The organism is Microcoleus sp. EPA2, assembly GCA_020882975.1.
Lineage (GTDB): Bacteria > Cyanobacteriota > Cyanobacteriia > Cyanobacteriales > Microcoleaceae > Microcoleus.
Genome location: JAHRFD010000007.1, coordinates 41,695 through 63,480, shown reverse-complemented (window position 1 = coordinate 63,480; position 21,786 = coordinate 41,695). Strand labels below are relative to the sequence as shown.

Sequence of the window (21,786 nt, the reverse complement as noted above, 5' to 3'; positions counted from 1 at the left end):
CGATGAGCAAGCTTGTAATTTTGGAAATACGCGATGCTGACAATGAGCAACGCTATCCTGTCACCCTCAGAATTTGCGATAGCATTAATTATCAGAATTTTCAAAGTACAGTTAGCGGGAAATTTCCACCAGCTAAAGATTTGATAGAAAACTATGATAATTTGAAGCGAAATCGCATGGATGACGGTTTTGGTTCTTATCGCAAATTAGAAAAGCTCAAGAAAGCGCAAGTTACCAATGTTTCAGTGAAAGAATTAGCCAAGGGGGTAGAAATAAGTGTAAATAATTGGCTAAATTTTCCAGATTCTGATTTTCAGGAGGTGAGAGATTTACTTTTAAAAGTATTGAGTGCTCATAAAAATGATGTCAGGGTCATTATCGAAACAGACAATATTAGTTTGTGGAGTTTTCCTTGGCATTTATGGAATAAGTTTCAAGAGTTGGAAGTCGAACCTAGTTTTGCTCTTTTAACTACTAATATTAATTCTAAATTAAGCCAAAATAATTATAAGAATAAAATTAGAGTTTTAGTTATATTAGGAGATAGTTCAGACATCAATGTCGAGGCAGATTTAAAACTATTAAAAGAATCTATTGCCCATAATGATGCAGAAATTACAACTTTAACAGCTACTAATAGTAGCAAGCTTGATGACGAGTTATGGAACCAGAATTGGGATATTTTATTTTTTGCAGGTCATAGTTCTAGTGAAGATGATTACAGTCAAGGTAAGCTGGCTCTGAGTGAAACTGAAAGTATAGCGATTAAAGATTTAAAGTATGGTTTAGAAAATGCGATTAAGCACGGTTTAAAATTAGCAATTTTCAATTCTTGTGATGGCATGGGATTAGTCAAGGAACTAGCTTCCCTGGAAATTCCTGCGATAATTGCCATGCGAGAGCGAGTGCCGGATGAAGTTGCTCAGAAATTTTTGGAGCATTTTCTAAACGCATTTGCTAGAGAGAAGAAATCTTTGCGCGACTCTGTTATGCAGGCGCGGAAAAAGCTGCACGTTATGGATATTCAATATCCCTGTGCTAGTTGGCTACCGATGATTTATGAGCATCGGGCTGTGGAGCCTCCCACTTGGGATGAGTTACTCAAGGGGAATGAGGAAGAGCGGCAACGTGTTTCGATTTGGCGCAATCTTCGGGCTGTGTTGGTGGCTAGTGTGTTAGTCACCGGCGCTGTGATGGGAGTGCGGTGGCTGGGATTGTTAGAACCTTTAGAAAAAAAAGCTTTTGATGAACTAACACAGATTATGCCAGATAAAGCGCTAGATTCTCGCTTATTAATTGTTGAAGCTACGACAGACGATTTCAAGAAATTAAATAATGAATATCCCCTACAAGATAAAACAATAGTTCGGGTTCTAGAAAAATTAAATAAGCACCAACCACGAACTATTGGTTTGGATATTTATAGAGATATCCCACAAGGGCAAGGGCGTGATGATTTAATTAAATACTTACAAAAGCACAATCATATAATTCCTATATGTATGTTTCCTTCGGAAAAACTACCAGAAGGGATTCTACAAATACCAAACCTGCCAGATAATCGACCCGGATTTGGCGATATTATAGAAGATTCCGATCGCGTGATTCGGCGACATTTATTGGCTATGAAGCCCTACCCGTCTTCTCAGTGCAAAACATTTTTTTCGCTAAGTTTTCAGCTAGCTTTACATTATTTACAAAGCCAACCCAATAGTAATGGAACTCGGATTTCCAAGCTGCCAGTCGAGTTTCGAGAAAATTATTGGAAAATCGGTAAAACAGATTTCAAAAATTTAGAAATTGACCGAGGTTTTTATCAAAAAGAAAAATTAGGTGGATTTCAAATAATCTTGAATTATCGATCGCGCCGCTCTCTAATTGACATTGCAGAGCGAGTAACCCTTATGCAAATTCTCAACGAACAGGTTAACCCATCTGATATCAAGGAGAAAATTGTTTTAATTGGTGTTACGGACCCAACTAGAAACAACGCAAACTATAACACGCCTTACAACCAAGAAATTCCTAGCTTAATGTTTTTAGCCCAGAGGGTCAGTCAAATTATTACTGCCATTGAAGATGGTATACCTCTGATGTGGTTTTTACCTCAGTGGGGCGATACTGTTTTGATTTTGCTTTGGTCTGTGGTGGGGGGTTTTTGTGCCATCGGCCTCCAATCTCGACTGCATTTAGGATTAGCTCAAGGAGCGCTACTCAGTATTTTATATGGGAGCTGCGGGTTTAGCTTGCTGACATTAGGATGCGTGCTACCCCTTGTACCATCAGGATTGGCTTTGTTGGGTGCTAGCGGATGTTTAATAGTATACAATGCTAGGAAAGACTCATAGCAGCTCCCATAGCACACCTATATGAAAACTCTGTTCACCTCCGCTTGGACGCTGGCGGTTATTAACGTGACAAACTGCTTAGTTTTGGGATATGTGCAACTTAATTTAAACAATCTCCTAGTTTCTGATTCTCAACAACCACCTGTAAATAGTAGACCTTCAGAGCGAAAACCCACAGGTACTCGTGGACCCTGTGAAGACACAGCAGGCGTACCTTTTACCCCTTTGTTACCCCCTAGGAGTTCAGATTTTTTAGCCTCGACAATTACCGATCGTCCGACTTTCTGGTTTTATGTTCCCTACAGCAGTCAAAGCGTCAGCTACGGGACTTTTTCTTTAGAAGATGCAGAAGGAAATCGGCTCTATAAAATGGATTTTAAACTACCTGACATTCCGGGGATTGTTAGCGTCAACCTTCCCCAAGAGCAAAAATCTTTAGAGATTAATAAAACCTATCGCTGGTATTTCCGACTTTACTGTTCGTCTCAAAACTCATCGGGATCTAATTCGGTTTTTCATACAGGTTTGGTGAAACGGGTCGAGGGAGTAAACCTTGAGGCTCAGTTGCAGGCTGCAACGATCGAAAATCGTGCTGCAATCTATATTACTAACCAGCTTTGGTATGATATGCCCGATCTAGCGCAGATTCGCAGTAGTCCTAATGACTGGATTAACATCTTGAAAGCTATGGATTTGGAAAAACTGAAGGAAGAAAAGATAACTGGATCGGTGCTACCTCGATAAAATTTTATAAATAGTTCTCAGAATCAGACTATTCTTATAACCAATTTCCGAGCATCACAAAAGGAGCCCAATAATAGGAGTCAGGTTGTTTTGCTAGAAGCGATAATTGAGCTTGGCGGAGTGCTTCAGCTTTATTCACATTGGGTTTTTTTAATTCGTTGTAGAACCGAATCATTACTTCCGTTGTAGACTCGTCGTCAACATACCATAATGTGGCTAATGTACTGCGCGCTCCCGAACGCACGGCGACTCCAGCTAGCCCCAATGCAGCTCTAGGATCGCCCTTGGCTGTTTTACAAGCACTCAAAACCAATAATTCAATACTATTACTTTCGCCGGCACGCCTGCCCCTCAGTATATCGCTTAACTCTTTACTCTGGATCAGGTCATCATAAGCAACAATAAAAGTCTGTTCGGGATCGGAGCTGAATTCACCATGAGTTGCTATATGAACCACTGAGGAACGCAAAGAGTTAATTTCGTCTCTTAAGCTATTTTTAAGAAAATCTTGGTTAATTAGCGACTTTTCGCTGCTAGGAACCTCTTTTTTGAGATTTCCTAACTCCTGGTTTATATATTTAAGAGCCGGGAATGGAGTTCTCCCTGGAAAAGTCCGTTCTTCACTCAAACCAGCTATTAAAACTTTCAACCTTTCTGGTTGCCAGGTATTGGGGCTGATTAGTTGCAAACCGGGTGCTAAAGCTATAGCATATTTTTCGATTAAAAAATTGCCTTTTTGAGTAACTTCATCATAATCATACAATACACCCATTGGAATATTGCGCAAGCTTCCATCTAGGACGAATACTAATGTTTTTACATCGGGGTATTGTCTCAGATATTTATTAAAAGGTTCAATTAACCAGTCATAGAAAAATTTAGAAATTTTGGGAACTTCAGCACGTTCACCGGCTTCGCTCAATTCCTGTTGCAGTTTTTTGATAAGCTCCTCAACTTTTTTGCGAGGTGCACTAGATGAGCGATGGTGTAATAATTGGTTGGGGAGGGAGACAATAACTTCTAAACGATCCTCTAAAATAATTGGATAAATCACTGCTGCTGTTCGATCTATCCCATCAATTTGTTTGGTTTTAATCTGAATGCAACCATCCCTAAAAAAGTTATCCAACTCAGCCACCTGAAGCGCCTCAATTACATTCCTAGCTTGCTTCAAATTGTCTTGATTAGGGTCATTTTCTTGTAACAATAAATCCACAAATTCCCGATAAACAGGCTCTACCCGATCGCGAAAATCGAACTGTCCATCCCGACTAATTGGCACAAAATCGTTGCGTAGCGACTGTAACGTATTAAATGCAGCAGTATAAGCTTCGATCGCCCCTTTAACATCCTTCGCCTCCCCAAGCCAACGAATCCGCCCCAATTGCCACTGCCACTGATAAGCCAGATCCGGCGCATTTAAACTAACATTCTGCGACAACAACAAAGCTTGTTCCGTACACTGTTGAGCCTCCAGCCACTGCTGATTTTTTTCATACACAGTACCCAAATTGCCCAAAGCATAGGCTGTTGCCCTGAAATCGCCCAAATCCCTAGCCAATGCGATCGCCTTTGCACCCAATCTGCCAACTTCTCCCCAAGAGACAGACGCCATATTTCCCAGCACATTTTCAGCCGCCATTGCAGAATTTGGCAAACAGTAATTGAATATCTTTTCTGCATTTAACTGAGAAGAGTTTGAAACAGGATTAGGAGTTTTTAGTTGATTATTGAACTCAACTAAACTATTCATCAAATTGACTTCCGCATAAACTAGCTTGTGACTTGGTGGCAACTTACTCAATTGAGACCAAATTTCTAACCGCAATTTTTCGATTTCCTTTCCATTTTCCGTAAATTCACTTTTACGCTTAACTAAAAGACTTAATAAATTCAGTTGTCCCTGGACTTTTACAAAAGAATTATTCGCAGCTACCAGCGCCGATTTTTCATAGGATTTTCTAGCCTTTTGGTAGTATTCTTCAGACTGATTCAATTCAGACAAGAAGTTGTTTCTATTTCCCAGAGCTTGATAGGTATCACCTAAACTTAGTAAGACTAAAGCTTGTTCTTGAGGAGATTCTTGTTGAGTCACAACTCGCTCTAATTCTTCCAGCAACTGTTGAGACTCTTTCAAATAACCAAGCTGTCTCCACACATCGCCAAGGAGACGCGCCCCGGTAATTTGGATATTTTTCAAATTCGGATTTGATGGCGTTTTGACACTTTCTTTAATTAATTTTTGACTAATTAACTGCTGACAATCCTGACTGGGAATGACGAAGTTTTCGGAATTGCTTGATTCGACAACAGGGATGATGGCTTGGCAAGCTTGCTGATATAAACCTAATTCTTGCAAAGTTTTAACTTGAGCAATTAGGCTACGTTTCCAGCCTAAATTATCCTTTAATTTAACATAAATATTCGTTGCTTGCTTCCCAGTTTCCAAAGCAAGATTAATTTGTCCTTGTTCCCATTCCCCATTGGATTGAATATCGAGAATTTGACCGATCGCCTTTAATTCCCCTGGCGACTGTACCTTCGACTCCTCCGGTAACAAACTGCGACTTTTGGCGATCGCACTATTGGCCTCTTTCCAATCCCCCAACTGTTGATAAGTTAACGAAAGATTACCCAGGGCGATCGCCTGATTCAACCAATCTCCCCCCGCCGCAAAACCCGCAACAGCTTGCCGCCAATACTTCGCAGCCTCTGCAAACTCTCCAGCAGCATAACTGGTTCTAGCTAAATTCTCCCAGGCTTGGGGCGATCGCGACTCATTCCCCATCCCTAAATTGCCAGGAATTATACCAATTCCGGTTGTATCGGAATGATTTAACCGCGAAGGCGCGAAGGACGCGAAGGAAGAGAAGAGAGAGTTTAATAATTCCGATGCTAACGGATTTGATATTACTGCCAAATCATCCACCTGTTGCCAACTCACTGGAGAATTTGACACCCCACTTTTTGCCAAATTCGATATAGATTGAGCCTTGACATTGACCGCAAAAAATGCTATAAATCCAGCTAAAACTATTATAGTAAATAGCCTCAGACTGCGGCGAAATCTGGGGAGCATCCCGATTTTGTAAGGGCGAAGCATTCCGGCTCTAAATTTATGGCTATCGCTAATAAATTGTCTGCCGGAATGCTTCGCCCCTACGAATATATTTGCAAAACACAGATGCACCCGAAATCTGTGAAGAACAGGCTTCAAAAAGAGAACCTGGATAGAACCGAAAAATGTAAACCTTTTTCTTGCCATGTTCTCCCCCTCGAATTCACATCAACTAAAGGAATACCCCAGTAAAAATTAGCCGACATAGTATCACCCAATTCCCACCGCAAACCCGTACCTACAGACATCAAAAATTGACGCTCAGAATTCTCTATACCCGAACTATTCCAAACCGTGCCAGCATCAACAAAAGGGGCAATTTGTAAAACTCCTAACCCTCGATCGGACCTGCCAACAATCGGAAACCTCAACTCCGCCGATGCCGAAATCCCATTATCAGCCAACAGAATATCCTGGCGATAACCTCTGACACTATTGCCACCCCCAATCCCAAATTGTTCTAGAGGTAAAAGCGTCCTATTCGCCAATTGTATATCAGTTTTTGCCACCAAAAAAGTGTCTCTCCTGAAGCGGCGAATCCACTGTCCCTGTCCCCGCCATGCCAAAAATCGGCTATCAGGAGCCTCGCTATTAACAGTAGCATTAAAAACTCCCAATCCCAAACTAAATTGAGAGCGCAAAGCCAACAATTCATCATTGTTCCGCAAAGTCCAATCTTGAAAAAACCTGACCGCGGATATTCCCGTGCGCCCTTTGGCATCCGCACCCGCAGACAGGGGAAAATCTTCCCCTAAAATGGAAGTGCCACTTTCTCGCCTAGTTGCTGTCACTCCTAGGGCTAATTCTTGTCTGGGATTTCTCAAGACAGGCTGGCGCAAACTTAGGTCAAAATATTGTGCTGCTGCGGTTATATCAACTTTTTCAAAAGGTTTTTCGATAACGCGATTGTCAGTAACACCCGCTGATAGATTAATTGTGCCATTCTGAGGATTTAAGGGCAAAGTATAGCTGAGGTCAAAGGCATTACTACCATCAGTATTGGTGTAAGCCAGACTTAAACCATCTCCTTTTCCTAATAAATTAGCTTCTGTTAGTTGTATTTGGCGACGGAAACTGCCGATGCTCGGAGCTCGTCGATTATCTAGTAGCAATGCAGCACTAAATGTTTTTTCCTCCTCGAATTTAACTTCTAGGGCACTTCTGTGGAACTGGGAACCGGGTATTAATTCAGCAGAAATACTTTTAATTAAGGGATCTAGTTGGAGCAATCGCAGGGCATCTAATAGGTGAGGAACTTGTAAGGGTTGGGAGGCGCGAGCCAAACGGCTGCATATATAATTGAGATTGAGTCGCTGTTTTCCCTTCCTTCTTCTAACTCGAATTGATTCTAAGCCACCTTCGACTATTTTAACGATCACTTCCCCAGCAGCGCCTCGGTTTTGTAACCTTTGATTTGGTTCTTCGCTAGTGGTGGGAATGTAGGCAAAGGAATTTATATATCCTTTCTGATTATATAGTTTTGTTACTTCGGAAATCAGTTGCTGCAATTGAGCAAAGGTGATTCTGTTAGTATTGTTATCTAATTTGAGGATTTTCTTAATAATTTCTTGTTCTAGGGTTTTTTGACTGAAAACTGTATTGCCAATGAAGCGAAAATTAGTAACGGATATCGCTTCGATTACTTCATCGGTTTTGCTATCTTCTGGTGTTTGGGTTGGAGGAGATTGGGGTTGGGCCGATCGCACTGAGAGCGGACATTCATAAACCTCACTGGTATCGGAATTAGGTTCAGTTTTCCCTTCTTGTAAGGTAGGGTCTGGTTTAGGCTGGGGTACATTTGGCTCGGAAGGGACTGTTTGCGGTGCCAAAGGTTCTGAGAAGTTAGGAGTTTGAGCTTCGATCGGTGTTTGTGCTGTGAATTCTACGGGAAATAGGGGGACGGTTTGTGCTTTCAGGGGCAAAACAGTCCAATTATTAGCTAATATTCCCACGGCTATTGGTAGGAGGCGATCGCCCTTTTTCGGATTTCCTTTATTGACCATAGCAACCACGGGTAGGTTGAACGGGGCTATGGAGGGGAACAGTACCAGGATTAGCAGTAAAAATCACTTCTCCTTTGCTGTTCATCGCCCAACCTTGAGCCGATAGGATGGGGCGGTTAGGGGCTCCGAGTTGTTGGGGTGGAGCGGTTCTGGTTCGTTGTTTTACAGGGGCTACAGTATCGGCTAAACCGACTGCGTTGGAGCCATTACCGGGTGTTTCTCCCGGATTTGCGGGCAAGCCGCGGCCTACTCTGGTGAAGGTTTTGTCGGTTCCTGCTTGTCGTTGATTGGGGCAAATTTGGGCGATCGCATCAGGATTGGCGATCGTCCGTGGTAGTTGAACCACGCCTTGGGTGGGGTCTGCGTCGGGCGTGTTGAGGAGAACTTGGCCGTCGAGTTGCGGGCCTGCTAGGGATGTGGCGGTGATGTCACTGCTAAGGTTGGAGGTTGGATCTGTGGCACGGCGCGATCGGGCACCGAAGATTCCTTCTGGGGCGGTAATTTCAACGCGGCCAGCTTCGCGGTTGACTGCATTGGCGGTGATGTCGCTGTTGATACCAGCGATTAAGGCTCTGCTATTAATCTCGATATTGCCACCTGTGGCATCGCCCGTGGCTGTTACCGTAATATTGCTGTTGTTACGCATCTGTAAGAAGTTGGAAACTTGGAGGTTGATATTGCCGGAGTCACCGGATCTAGTTTCGGCGGTAATGGTTCCTCTGTCTAGTCGGATGTCGCTGGCTGTTACGTCTAAGTTGCCGGCTGCTGGTGTCCCTGTTCCCAATCGACTGCTAACTGTTAGTGTTGCTCCCCCCTCAACCGTCAATCTTTCAGTAGTGACGTTCAAACTACCAGCATCACCAGAACCGCCCCGCGTCCGAGCCAACAAACCACTGCGGAGTAGCTCGCCTTCTTCTGTCCGCAATGCTTCACCTGTTTCTGTCCTGCCAATGCCGCTCAATTCTACCGAGTCGGAAGCTCTCACCTCGATACTGCCTCCTGGCCCTGCACCCAGACTAGAGGCTGTTATCTGTCCGCCGTCCCTAGCAACCACCCGCCTCGCGTCAATTATGATATTGCCCCCAGCAGCACCTGCTTGTGTGCTGGCAAATAAAGCGCTGGGACTCCCCTCAGTTGAGGTTCCGATTACTTCCACCAATTCCGCAGGAGTCACCGCTGCTGTTTCTGCTGACCCAATACCTCGAACTGTCAAGGTTCCTCCTGACCCTTCGCCGAACGTTGTTGCGGAGATCCGACCGCCCCCCTCGACTGTTAACCGTCTGGTTTCCACCGTCAAATTACCTCCGTTTCCCGTTGCTGGCAAAATTTCTCCCTGTTCTGTTTGTTGACCGTTAACTTGAGCGAATAAGCCACCGACACTCCTTACCTCCACTGAGTCAGAAGCGCGAATTAGTAAATTTCCTGCATTGCCAGAGGCAAAAGTAGACGTTGATATCTGAGCTAATTCCTCCACAATCAACTGTCTCGTATTAACTGTTAAATTTCCTCCATTTCCCTTTCCTTGTGCATTTGCAAATAAACCACTAATTCCTGACAATTGCACCAAATCGATGGCGTTTACTGTTAAATCTCCCGATCGACCAAAACCGCTAGTAGTGCTGGAAATCTCAGTTGGACCTTGCAGAAACAACTGTCTGGTGTCAACAGTTAAACTACCTCCGTTTCCCGTTACCTCTGAACCGACTCCAGAAAACAAACCGCCAGTAGTGACTTCAGAATCTGTGACAGGGCCAATCAGTTCCACGAGTTCCCTAGCTCGGACGGTTAAATTTCCAGCATTACCAGCCGCAAAGGTAGCAGTTTGTGCAACGGCTCCTTCTCGAATACTCAACCGCCCTGTGTCAATGCTTAAATTGCTGCCAGTGCCATCGCCCTGAGTTTCTGCCAGCAAGCCGCTACGGAAAAGGGGGCGTTCTTCAGTTGTGGTGCCGATCAGTTCTACGGAATCGGAAGCGTTTACAGTTAAAGAGCCTCCTGGCTGCGATCCTTCAGTGATACTTAACATTGCCGAACCGCCTGTCAGGGAGACATTTCTGCCCTGTACTTGAATCGTTCCACCTCCAACACCACTAACGTCCGCGGATGCTGCGTTGGTGAATTGGATGTCACCATATTCGGTGGCGGGCGCAGCATTTTCGATTGCGATCTGTCCGCTGCTATTCAAGGTTAGTTGACCGTTTCTGACTGACCAAAGCTCAATCCGCCCTCCTTCAGCTATGAGGTTTCCGCCGTCTAGGGTGAGATTGCCCCCAATGAGCGCTAAGGTGTTCCCGGCTGTTACTTCAAGACCAGCAGGGCGATCGCTCCTATCTACTTTGTCATCATCACCTAAGCTGAAATTGTGGCCAATCCCCTCAATGCGAATTTCTGCGGGAGTTCCTGTAAATTGCAAGCTCGTAGGAATACTAATAGTTAGCAGAGGAGTTGTTTGGGGATTAGTAGCACTGAATGATGTACCGTCAGCGAAATTGATGCGATCGGCTGTAGTACCAAGAAACGAGCCGCCGATATTCAGGCTGGCATTCGGGCCAAAAATAATCCCGTTGGGGTTGAGGAGAAATAGGTTAGCGTTACCGTTGGCTTGGAGGATGCCATCAATGTTAGAAATTGACCCGCCTGTGACGCGAGTGAAGATATTTTGAATGCTATCAATGTTGTTGAAAAATGCTGTACCGCCGGTGGGGACCGAAAACTCGCGAAAGCTGTGGAACAGGTTGCGCCCCGCTTCCGTACCGCCTTCAATGGTGAAGGTGTTGCCATCTGAGGTGACGGTGGAGTTGATCGGTAAAGTGGCATCCGGGACAATTTGGGCAGTTGCCAAAGTGGGAAAGCCACAAACATAAAATAGAGTACAGAATATTTTTGCCTTTGTTTTATTGCTCACAGGGAAGGAAGATATAAAAAGGGGCGATCGATGAAAATATTAAGATGATTAATCCTGGAGGCAGAAACCGGGTTTTTTTACGAAAATACTGCACCCCAACCTTTAAGACTGGTGAAAAACCCGGTTTCTTTGGTATTTACACGCAAGTCCTAATAATCTTACAACACAACGAGCTGAAGATATCATCATCGCCGGATTAATTGTAGGGACACGGCACTACCCATTGGTGTCAACTTAAGCCTGAAAGCCCGCCAAGTCTGTCTGTGGGCCCGTAAGTCCGCCAGGGAATGAATTCCCTGTCTAATAGCTAAAGTCCTCTAAAAGAGGACTCAAGAACTCATTATCATCAGTCCTCTTTGAGAGGACTTGCGCTTTGAGGCAGGGGTTTCAACCCTTGCCGGACTGTGGAATGAACCTTAAGTAGCACTTATACTTATACTTCCAATTGCACCTACACCTAAAACTGTAAAGCTGCCTTCAGTAGCAAAAGTCGAACCTTCAAAAGAAGTATCAATTGCTTGGACACTCCAGTAATAAGTACCCGGTTTGAGATTTTTAAGCGTCCAATTTGTTTTTTGATTGACATTGCCCATTTGGACTACTTTGCGGGTTCCATTACTATTAGCCATCGGAGACATAATATCTGAACCTCCAGGAGTTGTTCCTACCCGCAAGTTATATGTCAAACCTTGTTGCGGTGTTTCAGCATCAGTAGCAGGGTTCCAGTTTAGGGTAACAGAATTGCCATTAACTGAAGAAATCAGCCCCAGGGGTGGTGTGGATGGTGTATTTACAGTAAAAATGTTATTTCGGTAAACCTTAGTGCTACCAGATGAAACCCCCAATTGATTACCAACCAAAAGAAGATCTAGGTCGCTATCATTGTCGTAGTCTCCCCAACTTACTGAACTACCAAACACTCCTTGTAAGTTGGTACTAATATCAGTGAAGCTACCACCATCATTTCGGTAGAGTTTTGAGACCCTGGATGGCGTTGCACCTGTCAAAAGAATATCTAAGTCCCCATCATTATCATAATCACCCCAATCTACAGAGCTATAATAAGCTCCCTGCAAGCCAGCATTAATCTCGGTAAAACTACCACCATCATTACGATAAACCTTAGCAACAGGAGATGAATTATTTGCCATTAAGCCTGTCAAAAGTACATCTAGATCGCCGTCATTGTCATAGTCTCCCCAAGCTGCGTCACCAGAAGAAACACCTGTTAATGATGCGCTTATATCAGTGAAACTGCCACTATCATTACGATAAATCTTAGAGACATCTGATGAAGACGAATCATCAGAATTACCAGTTATGAGAATATCAAGGTCTCCGTCTTTGTCGTAGTCACCCCAATCTGTTGAACCCTGCCAAACTCCCTGTAAATTAGCCGCTATATCTGTAAAACTACCACTGTCATTGCGGTAGACTTTCGCAATCTTAACAGAAGAACCAGAAATAATGGTAACACCGGTCAGCAGTATATCGAGATCGCCATCATTATCATAATCTCCCCAATTTGCTGAACTATTCCAAACTCCAGGCAAGTTAGCACTAATATCCGTAAAATTACCCCCATCATTCCGATAAACTTTCGAGACTGGGTTGGAGGTATTATCCAAACCTGTTAGCAGAATATCAAGATCGCCATCTCTGTCATAATCTCCCCAATCTACTGAACTATTCTTAACTCCATTCAAAGCAGCATTAATATCCGTGAAGTTGCCACTATCGTTTCGGTAAACTTTGGCGATAGAATTTGGTCCCTTTGTGCCTGTCACTAGAATATCTAGATCGCTATCGTTATCATAATCTCCCCAGGCTGCTGAACTGTAATAAGAACCATCCAAATTAGCATTAATGTCGGTAAATAGTTCGGTGGGTGCTTGATTAGCTACGATCGCAATTCCTTGAGAAAACTCCGAAGTGTTATTCTTCGGATCGGTAGCCGTAGCAGTAATAAATTGACCAATGGGCACAGCTACTGGTAACTTAATCTCAACATTCGCATTACCACTGCCATCTGTCGTCACAGTCTGGAATCCCAGGAACTTCTCTCCCTCACCATAGCCGCCACCACCAAAACTACCATCACCAAAACCACCACTGCCAAAACCAGAGTCATCTAAAACCTTGTTAGAGAAGAACTCTACTCTGAATGTAGTATTGGGAGTGCTATTTATCTTGCCTTTTATTGTCGTATTCCCACTGCTAAATATAGCGGAAGTCAACTCAGGGAAATTCTGGAAGTTGTTAGAGCCTGTGTCGCTATCTCCTAAATCATTCACGGTTAATCCATTATCTCCCAAATCAATTCCAAAGCTATCGTTCGCAGAAATGGAATTAGATAAAACAGCATTACCAGTGGAACCAGAACCATTAATAAAGACACCATTTTTACCGTTGCCGAGTATCAAGTTCCCTGCATCAATCGTTGTACCGCCAACAGTGTTATTACTTGCGTTCCAGATAGCAACACCACTATATTTATTGCCCAAATCTTTAGTACCAGTGACATCGCTACCGATATAGTTGCCTTGAATCAAATTGCTATTAGCATTTAATCCGCTAATGTAAACACCATCGTTATCATTGCCAGATATGATATTGCGTGCTTTAACCGTTGTACCGCCAATAATATTATTAGGCGACCAAACTGAAATGCCACTATAGAGGTTGCCGAAATCTTGAGTGCCAGTGACATCAGTACCAATGAAGTTTCCTTCAACGATATTGTTACCATTATCAATCAATCGGATACCCTCAATACCAAAACGATTGATGGTTAATCCTCTGACTGTACTGTTGCCAGCAGAGATATATAAACCATCCACTATGCCAGCATTACTGCCATCTAATTCAATCACTGGACGATTTGAAAATCCAGGCTGAGTAGTGCCATCAATAATCGCTGAATCGGTAATCTTTGGCAGTGGTGATAGTGGTCGAATAGTAAAAGCATTGGTGCTGGTATTGTAGCCCGGATCTGTGTTCGGAATCTTGAAGATAACCGTATCCTTACCCGGATTGCTATTAGCCCAATTTAAAACTGCCCGCAAACTACCAGGCCCGCTGTCTTTGGTATTGGTAACAACATTGGGAGACTCATCATTATCAGCGATCGCCACTGTTGCACTGCCATCTTTGCCAATAGTATAACTTTGACCTGTTGATAACGTGAGCGCTACCGTCTCCTCTCCTTCGACTAAATTGTCATCAACTGGAACGATCGGAATTGCCACACTCGACTGGCCAGCAGGAATCGTGACACTCCCACTTAATTTCTGATAATCTAGAGACTCACTAGCAGTCCCTCCCACCAAATAATCGACCTTCAAATCATATTTTGTTTGACCCTTCCGAGAAATAATCACCGTACCCGGATCGCCATTTTCTGAAGCACTCGGATCTGTTGCCTCTATAGATACATTTGGCTTAGTTCCGTAAATATTCAGCTTCCAACTATCCGAGGAACCTTTTGTGTCATTTCCGTTTTCATCAATAACTTCTAATGTCCAGTCACCCTTAGAAGATTCTCCCCAGGTGCGATTAGAAGTGAATAGCCAAGGTGTTTTAGTTGATTCAGGTTTTATTTGATAGTTATTGTTTGGATTTCCTTCTTTAGGTAATGCCTGCATTAAAATCGAATTTGTACCGTCTGGCGATTTTAGTTTGACCGTTAAATCGCTCCAATCCTTGTGGTCAGTATCAAACAAAACTTCAATTTTTTCGACATTAATATCTTCATTAATTGTTACCTTTGAAGACAAACCTGTTTCTGCACCATCAGGGATACTTTCCCTGACAACTTGTAAGTTAGAACTCACCTGAAATTCTCGATCAACAGATGTCCAATTATCAGCTTTTTTCACCGCTGCTACCGGATCGACAGCCCCAAACCCGTATTTGTGGTTAACCCAAGCCCCCACTCCATTTTGAGACCAACCTGGATCGAAAGCATCATTTTTCTGAGCAGTTTCTACTAAGATATGCTGCACGTCCCGCCAACTCAAAGAGGAATTTTTTTCTAACATCAAGGCAGCAACCCCTGATACGAAAGGCGCGGCTGCTGAAGTTCCGCCAAAGCCAGTGGTGTAGTCCTTCTCGTCGTATCCCCTGCTACCTTGCAGATCGGGTGTAGTAATACCGATTCCGTTGCCACTCGAATATGCAGATACTAATAGAGAGGCTCCCGGTTCGCTATAAGGTGACTTGTAGCCCCTATTATCGATCGCACCTACGGCGATCGCATAGCGAGAATTCGCCAATCCGTTATAGTTGACATTTCCCTCATCTAAGGCATCGTTACCAGCACCAAAGACATAGATATTACCAAGTTCGCCGCGCCCCTGTTTGACTCCCATCTCCATCGCTTTCACACCAGGACCGGAGTCACTCAGCCAATTCTCTTCCTTCCAACTATTGTTGTAGATATCAATGGACTCATTTCGATTTTTACCAGACACGTCATACAGCGCATTCGCTAAAATTGTATCGTCAAATTTATCAGCAATTAGGCGCAGTCCAGCGAAGGAAGCTTCCGGGGCAACTCCACTGCCTTGATAGCCATTGGAACCATTAGCAATCGCAACTCCTGCTACCGATGTTCCATGAGGATTGTAGGTACTAAAGTTCAAACCAAACTGATTGACTTTTCCAGTGTTTAACTGTCCTTCATTGTTAATCCTTAACTGCCAATAACCCGGTGCCCACTGGTTATTAGCGCCGGTTAAACTCCCTTCCGGTTGGAAACTGCCCGTAAAAGGCGCAAAGGCGGTCGATATCGGTGTTGTTGCTAGATCGTCAAATATTGTGCCAGAAAAATTACTGCCACTACCGACGATATTTCGGAATAGTTCAACTTCTGGCGGTCCAGCAGGCGGATCGCCTGGTCTGGGAGACCAATTGCGCCACGAAGACAGGAAAACGAGGGGGTCGAACATTGGTTCCTTGGGACTTACCAAATATCCTTCCAAATCCGAGATTTTGGGGTGCTGGATATTCAGTTCAACTTTCACGTCTGTTACCACTCCCGTCAGAGGCACTTTTATACGGAACATCGTCTGCCGAAAGTCTTTGATTGCACTATTCAGGGAACTGTCCGGGGAATATTTATCAATCACTTCCTTCTGGTAAGTGGGTAAGGGATCGGCATCATTTTCGTTGAAATCCCAACTCAGATCCGATCGATATTGAGAGCTCAATTCTGGATGGCTATACTCAAAGCCGTCATCAACAATGCCAATAACTACACCCTTCCCTCGCGCTAACTCCCAAGCAGACATCACATTAGCGGTTGGGTTAATGCCTGTTTGCAAGTGCCACTGAGTTCCATCTTTTACCAAAGGTTCATCCTTGGGTTCCGACAGCAATTTTGGCTGTATGGGAACAAGGGGATAAGCAAATTCCACTCGACTTAGTGATAGTAAAGACTGTTGCACCTGTAATGGATCGGCATCTTCTGGAAATTGCCAGCGGTAGGTGTTGGGGATGTGTCCGGCTATGCCTAAATCTACAGCATTTAAACTGCTAGCCAACTGTGAGGATGAACTACCGGGAGTCAGCCAAACCAACCATTCTCGCGTGTTAGCCAGTGCTTCTGGATCGTATTTTTCTAGGTTAGCTGAACCAACGATCGCCAATCTGACTTCATCAGACAACCCATCTTCACCCGGATCGCTAATCAGCGCAAACCTTTGACTCGATACTGTACTAGCATTACCTACTTTATCATAGGCGATCGCCGACAATTGATAACGACCCGGTGCTAAACTGCTCAAATTATCACTAAAATTGAATCTACCAAACCCATCGCTATCACTGGTGAATTGAGTAACATCATTAGCGATTTCAATTTTCTCACCACCTTCTTTTTGGAACCAGAAATCGACTTTAGCAATATCGCCGACTCCTTGATCGTCAAAAACCTTAGCGCCATTAAAACTAATTTTTTCACCCTTAGTATAGAGGGGTAAAGTTCTAAATTGTAAATCTCTTGGCGCTGTATTCGTTGGCGTCGGCGTCGGAGTTATTGTCGGAGTTGGAGTTGGCGTCGGCGTCGGAGTTATTGTCGGAGTTGGCGTTGGAGTTGGCGTTGGAGTTATTGTCGGAGTTGGAGTTGGAGTTGGAGTTATTGTCGGAGTTGGAGTTGGAGTTATTGTCGGAGTTGGCGTTGGTGTTGGAGTTGGAGTTATTGTCGGAGTTGGAGTTGGCGTCGGCGTTGGAGTTATTGTCGGAGTTGGAGTTGGAGTTGGAGTTATTGTCGGAGTTGGAGTTGGTGTTGGCGTTGGAGTTATTGTCGGAGTTGGAGTTATTGTCGGAGTCGGAGTTGGTACTGGCGTCGGAGTTGGTACTGGTGTCGGAGTTGGTACTGGTGTCGGAGTTGTTACTGGTGTTGGTGTTGGTGTAACGATAGCTTCGTTGACAGTCAAGCTTTTGAGTACCGTATTGCTGGTAGCATTTTCTTTATCATAGGCGATCGCCTTTACCTCATACTTCCCTACACCCAAATCCGGCAAAGAATAGCTAAAATTTCCCCATCCAAGGCCATCAGCCACGAAAGTTTCAGCATTACTAAGCTTAATCAATGCACCGCCTTCCTTTTGCACCGAAAATTCTACACTTTTCAGGTTTTCCACACCATCAGCATCGTAAACTTTACCACCCGTAAAACTAATTTTGTCTCCCACCGTGTATGTACTTGAAATCTCAAATTGCAAGTCTTTTGGTGCTGTATTTATTGGTGTTGGAGTTGGTGGTGGAGTTGGAGTTGGAGTCGGTGTTGGTACTGGTGTCGGAGTTGGCGGAACTACCACTTCAGGAGTTTTTACTGTAAATTCTTTAGTCACCGCCGTGCTAGAATCACCTGTTCGATCGTAGGCGATCGCAGTCAATTGATAATCACCAATTCCTAGGCTATTGAGCGAGTAGTCAAAACTTGCAAACCCAGCGCTATCGGCTGTAAAATTTACAGCATCACTGCCTAGCTTTTGCCAATTATTATTATCTTTATTCAGCCAAAAACTTACTTGCTTAAGGTCACTAACTCCTTCCGCATCATATACTTTGCCACCAGTCAAACTCACTATATCATTGGGATTATAAATTTCCTTAACATTAAACTGTAAGGAAGTAGGTGCTGTATTTTTAGGTACTATATTAACTTGGTCGTTAATGTATTTCACTACATCTGGTAATTTCGGTCGCCAATCAAGTGTAGGCTCGATCACCCGATCTAGTACGATCGCCTTTCCTGTCGCATTCGTGATTTGAAAAATCGTATCATTATAATCGCGATCGCTCCCTAAATCCACCCGTAAATCTTCCATGACAAACACATTGCCATTCCCATTTACATCTGCTATTTGACCTATATGAAAAGCCTCAGAGGGATTAGCTTTAGCCAGGGAAAACAAAGGACGCTTCGTACTACCGATAGTGGGATTATTAAACACTTCTTGTACCGTCCCATTAGGGACCAGCATCAGCCCAAATTTATCCCCAGGTCTCATCGTAAAGTATTGAGCGCCTTTATATTCTCCCGAATTTTGGTTAGCTTCCCAGGGTAAAACCGCATCAAACTTAGCTCCTTGATTGAAGTCGGAAATTACCACATGACCCAAATAAGAATTGCTGATAATTCGCCGACTGGTTTCCTTAATAAACTCTACAGAATCTGGATTAAATGCTCCCAATCCCTCCAAGCTGAACATCCCTATTTCACCTTGGTATGTGCCACCATCCAGCAGCAAATCAAAACCCACTTCCCCTGCCGAATGAACATCAAAAAAACCTGATTCAAAAGGTGAACCTGTCAGAGAGTCAATGGTTAGCTTATAATTGGTATCACTACCTGCTTGTTGAACTTCTAAAGAATAGTTGCCTATTTCTAAATTGCCAAAATTGATGACTTGAGGAGCGAGGGGGTCTAGTTGTGTTATGGATAAAATCCTGTCATTGCTATCTTTTAGTAGCCAGTTTACAGGAGCGCTTAAACCAGAAAATGATATGTTCAGATTGCTCGGTTCCGTAATCTTAAATTTATAAGTATCATTGGGGGCTGCAAAGTTAACCGAGTCTTGGTTACTGTATGTATTTTTAAAATTACTAATATCTAAAATCGACATTGTTTATATTCCCCTGATAAGTTGACAACACACAAAAAAAATAGCCTTAATTTTGGCTATAAGCAAAATGCGCAGGATTTAAAATGCCGATGTGTTGCCGAAACTCGCCAAGCCGTTTCACGGGAAAATAAGTAATACTTATGATTTCCTGATTCTCAGCTTAGTCTTCGACTTGCTTTTACAGCAATTCAATTCGTTTGCAGATGCTTCTCACCCTGAAATTGAAAGTCAGAACAGATATATGAATATGATGTATTCGATTTTTGGTAGAACTTTTATCTAGACGGTTAGCATTGTAGCTGAATTTTAGAGATATGTTGCATTTTTTTTATAAAGATTTTGCTTTCCGCCTGCTGTAAAGCTAACCTCACGGGATTAAAAGAAAGTGAGAGCAAAAGGAAGAAAAAACAAGAAATCAGCAAAAAAAAGCCATAAAATAGATGTTTTCAGCGATTAAGAAACTCTTGATGCCCATCCCTCATGCCTTTAAACACTATATCCGCATAACCACTTAACAGGTTAAAATATTTATACCAACCCCCAAGGAGGTTCTATAATTCTGTCATTCCGATTCTTGACAAGGTTCAGGAGAGTGAAAAATCTCGGAGATACTTCGCTACACTAGGTGTCGCTCAGTATGACAAATATATCAACCGTCTTGAGGGTTGCGCGATCGCATCTATTTAACAAGGGAACATAAAAACATGACTCGTCCTCAAAGTGTTACTATTCTGGCAATTTTACAGCTAATCAGTGCTGTTTTTAGTCTGCTTGATGGCTTATTTATCTTGTTTTTTGCGGGGATTTTTGGTGGCCTCGGTGCTGTTGTTGGTGGCGCGAAAGTGGGCACTGTCATCGGGGGGGTTATTGCCATATTTGCCGCGATAAGTCTGATTTTAGGAGTTATTTCTTTAGTTTTAACTTGGGGTTTGTTTCAACTCAAAACTTGGGCTTGGACAGGAACATTAATTGTCCATGTCATTGCTACCCTTGCACAGGTGGCGAAAATGTTTGGTAGTGGTGGTACTGCGGTCAACTTTTTGACTCTCGGTTTTGCGATCGCTACAATTTACTACTTACTGCGATCGGAAGTTAAACAGGCTTTCGCGATCGCGCCATAGCCATCTTATTTGATTATTCCCTTCTCAATTGTCCCCAATTGACCGATAATCAAAGATTGTCCAATATTCACAAATTCCCATGAGTACAAAAAAAGCTACAGATTTAATTAACCAACCAATTCGAGTAGGGGTCTTGGGTTATGGCGGACTCGGCCAAGCAGCCGCCCGTTTACTCGCTCCCAAACGGGAAATGCTCTGGGTAGCCGCCGCGGACCAAAAAGGTTACGCCTATGCTGCTGAAGGCTTAAATTCTAAAGATTGCGAAGCTATTTATAAATCTCAAGGTTCTTTAGGTTATTTGGAACCAGCGGGAATTTTGAGCGATCGCAGCATTCAAGAACTGATCCAAACAGCCCAAGGAGTAGACGGCTATTTCCTCGCATTACCAAATCTTCCCAACACATTCATGGCATCGGTAGCCAGACAATTTATCGAATCCGGCTGGAAAGGAGTATTAGTAGATGCCATCAAACGCACCAGCGCCGTCGAACAAATTCTCGCCCTCAAAGACGAACTTCAAGCAGCAGGAATTACCTACATGACAGGCTGCGGTGCAACACCAGGGTTACTCACAGCAGCAGCAGCATTAGCAGCTCAAAGTTTCGCAGAAGTGCACAGCGTCAAAATCACCTTTGGAGTCGGAATTGCCAATTGGGAAGCTTATCGAGCCACCATTCGCGAAGACATCGCACATTTGCCCGGTTATGATGTACCGAAAGCTCAAGCCATGTCTGATGCAGAAGTGGAAGCGCTGTTAGATACCACCAAGGGTTTATTGAAGCTGGAAAATATGGAACACGCCGATGATATCATGTTGGAATTGGCAGGAATTTGCGATCGCGATCGAGTCACAGTCGGCGGCATCGTCGATACCCGCAATTCCAAAAAACCCCTGAGCACCAACGTTCAAATTACCGGCCGCACCTTCGAGGGCAAAATCTCCACTCACACCTTTACTTTAGGCGACGAAACCAGCATGGCTGCCAACGTTTGCGGCCCAGCTTTCGGTTATCTGAAAGCCGGTATAATGCTGCAAAGAAAAGGCATTTCCGGCTTATTCACCGCCGCCGAAATCATGCCTCAATTTGTCAAGTAATACCAATTTAATGGGTCGTTGCACAGATCTCGATCCCCCTCGCATCCCCCTTAAGAAGGGGGACTTTGAGAAGAATCTTGTCCCCCCCTTATTAAGGGGGGCTAGGGGGGATCAGATTCTATGCAGCCTCATAAAAAATTGGTATAAGCTAAAAATCATCGTCCTGGACGCACTCCCACCCAAGAAACCGGGTTTTTACCGAATATTAAAGGCTCTAACCAGTATTCTCGTAAAAACCCGGTTTCTGACCCTGGACGCGCTACCATCCAAGAAACCGGGTTTTTAGCGATATTAAAGACTATAACCACTATTCTCGAAA

Annotated in this window: 8 protein-coding genes; 4 read left to right on the top strand and 4 right to left on the bottom strand. The window is 43.7% G+C overall.

Features of this window, described 5'->3' with window-relative positions; translation table 11 throughout:
- Positions 1–2 precede the first annotated feature (2 nt).
- Complete coding sequence (locus AAFP14_RS09045; protein WP_341731944.1) at positions 3–2,348, top strand: CHASE2 domain-containing protein; 2,346 nt, start codon at positions 3–5, stop codon at positions 2,346–2,348.
- Between the two features lie 21 nt (positions 2,349–2,369).
- Positions 2,370–3,092, top strand: coding sequence for a DUF928 domain-containing protein (locus AAFP14_RS09040; protein ID WP_341731943.1), 723 nt, complete (start codon positions 2,370–2,372; stop codon positions 3,090–3,092).
- A 34-nt stretch (positions 3,093–3,126) separates the two neighbouring features.
- Here AAFP14_RS09040 and AAFP14_RS09035 read toward each other — a convergent pair whose 3' ends face one another.
- The 4 genes from AAFP14_RS09035 to AAFP14_RS09020 all read right to left on the bottom strand — a co-directional run bounded on the left by AAFP14_RS09035 (position 3,127) and on the right by AAFP14_RS09020 (position 19,250).
- Positions 3,127–6,051, bottom strand: coding sequence for a CHAT domain-containing protein (locus AAFP14_RS09035; protein ID WP_341731942.1), 2,925 nt, complete (start codon positions 6,049–6,051; stop codon positions 3,127–3,129).
- Positions 6,052–6,305: 254 nt separating this feature from the next.
- On the bottom strand, positions 6,306–8,213 hold the full coding sequence (locus tag AAFP14_RS09030) for a ShlB/FhaC/HecB family hemolysin secretion/activation protein (RefSeq protein ID WP_341731941.1): 1,908 nt from the start codon (positions 8,211–8,213) through the stop codon (positions 6,306–6,308).
- Complete coding sequence (locus AAFP14_RS09025; protein ID WP_341731940.1) at positions 8,203–11,118, bottom strand: two-partner secretion domain-containing protein; 2,916 nt, start codon at positions 11,116–11,118, stop codon at positions 8,203–8,205. Before AAFP14_RS09025 ends, AAFP14_RS09030 begins: the two co-directional genes overlap by 11 nt.
- A 416-nt stretch (positions 11,119–11,534) precedes the next feature.
- Complete coding sequence (locus tag AAFP14_RS09020) at positions 11,535–19,250, bottom strand: S8 family serine peptidase (RefSeq protein WP_341731939.1); 7,716 nt, start codon at positions 19,248–19,250, stop codon at positions 11,535–11,537.
- A gap of 704 nt (positions 19,251–19,954) precedes the next feature.
- On the opposite strand from AAFP14_RS09020, the gene AAFP14_RS09015 reads away from it, so the two are divergent.
- Both AAFP14_RS09015 and bioU read left to right on the top strand, forming a co-directional pair.
- Entirely contained in the window at positions 19,955–20,371 is a 417-nt protein-coding gene (locus AAFP14_RS09015) for a hypothetical protein (protein WP_341731938.1), read from the top strand.
- Between the two features lie 79 nt (positions 20,372–20,450).
- Complete coding sequence (gene bioU, locus AAFP14_RS09010; RefSeq protein WP_341731937.1) at positions 20,451–21,467, top strand: (S)-8-amino-7-oxononanoate synthase BioU; 1,017 nt, start codon at positions 20,451–20,453, stop codon at positions 21,465–21,467.
- Positions 21,468–21,786 lie beyond the last annotated feature (319 nt).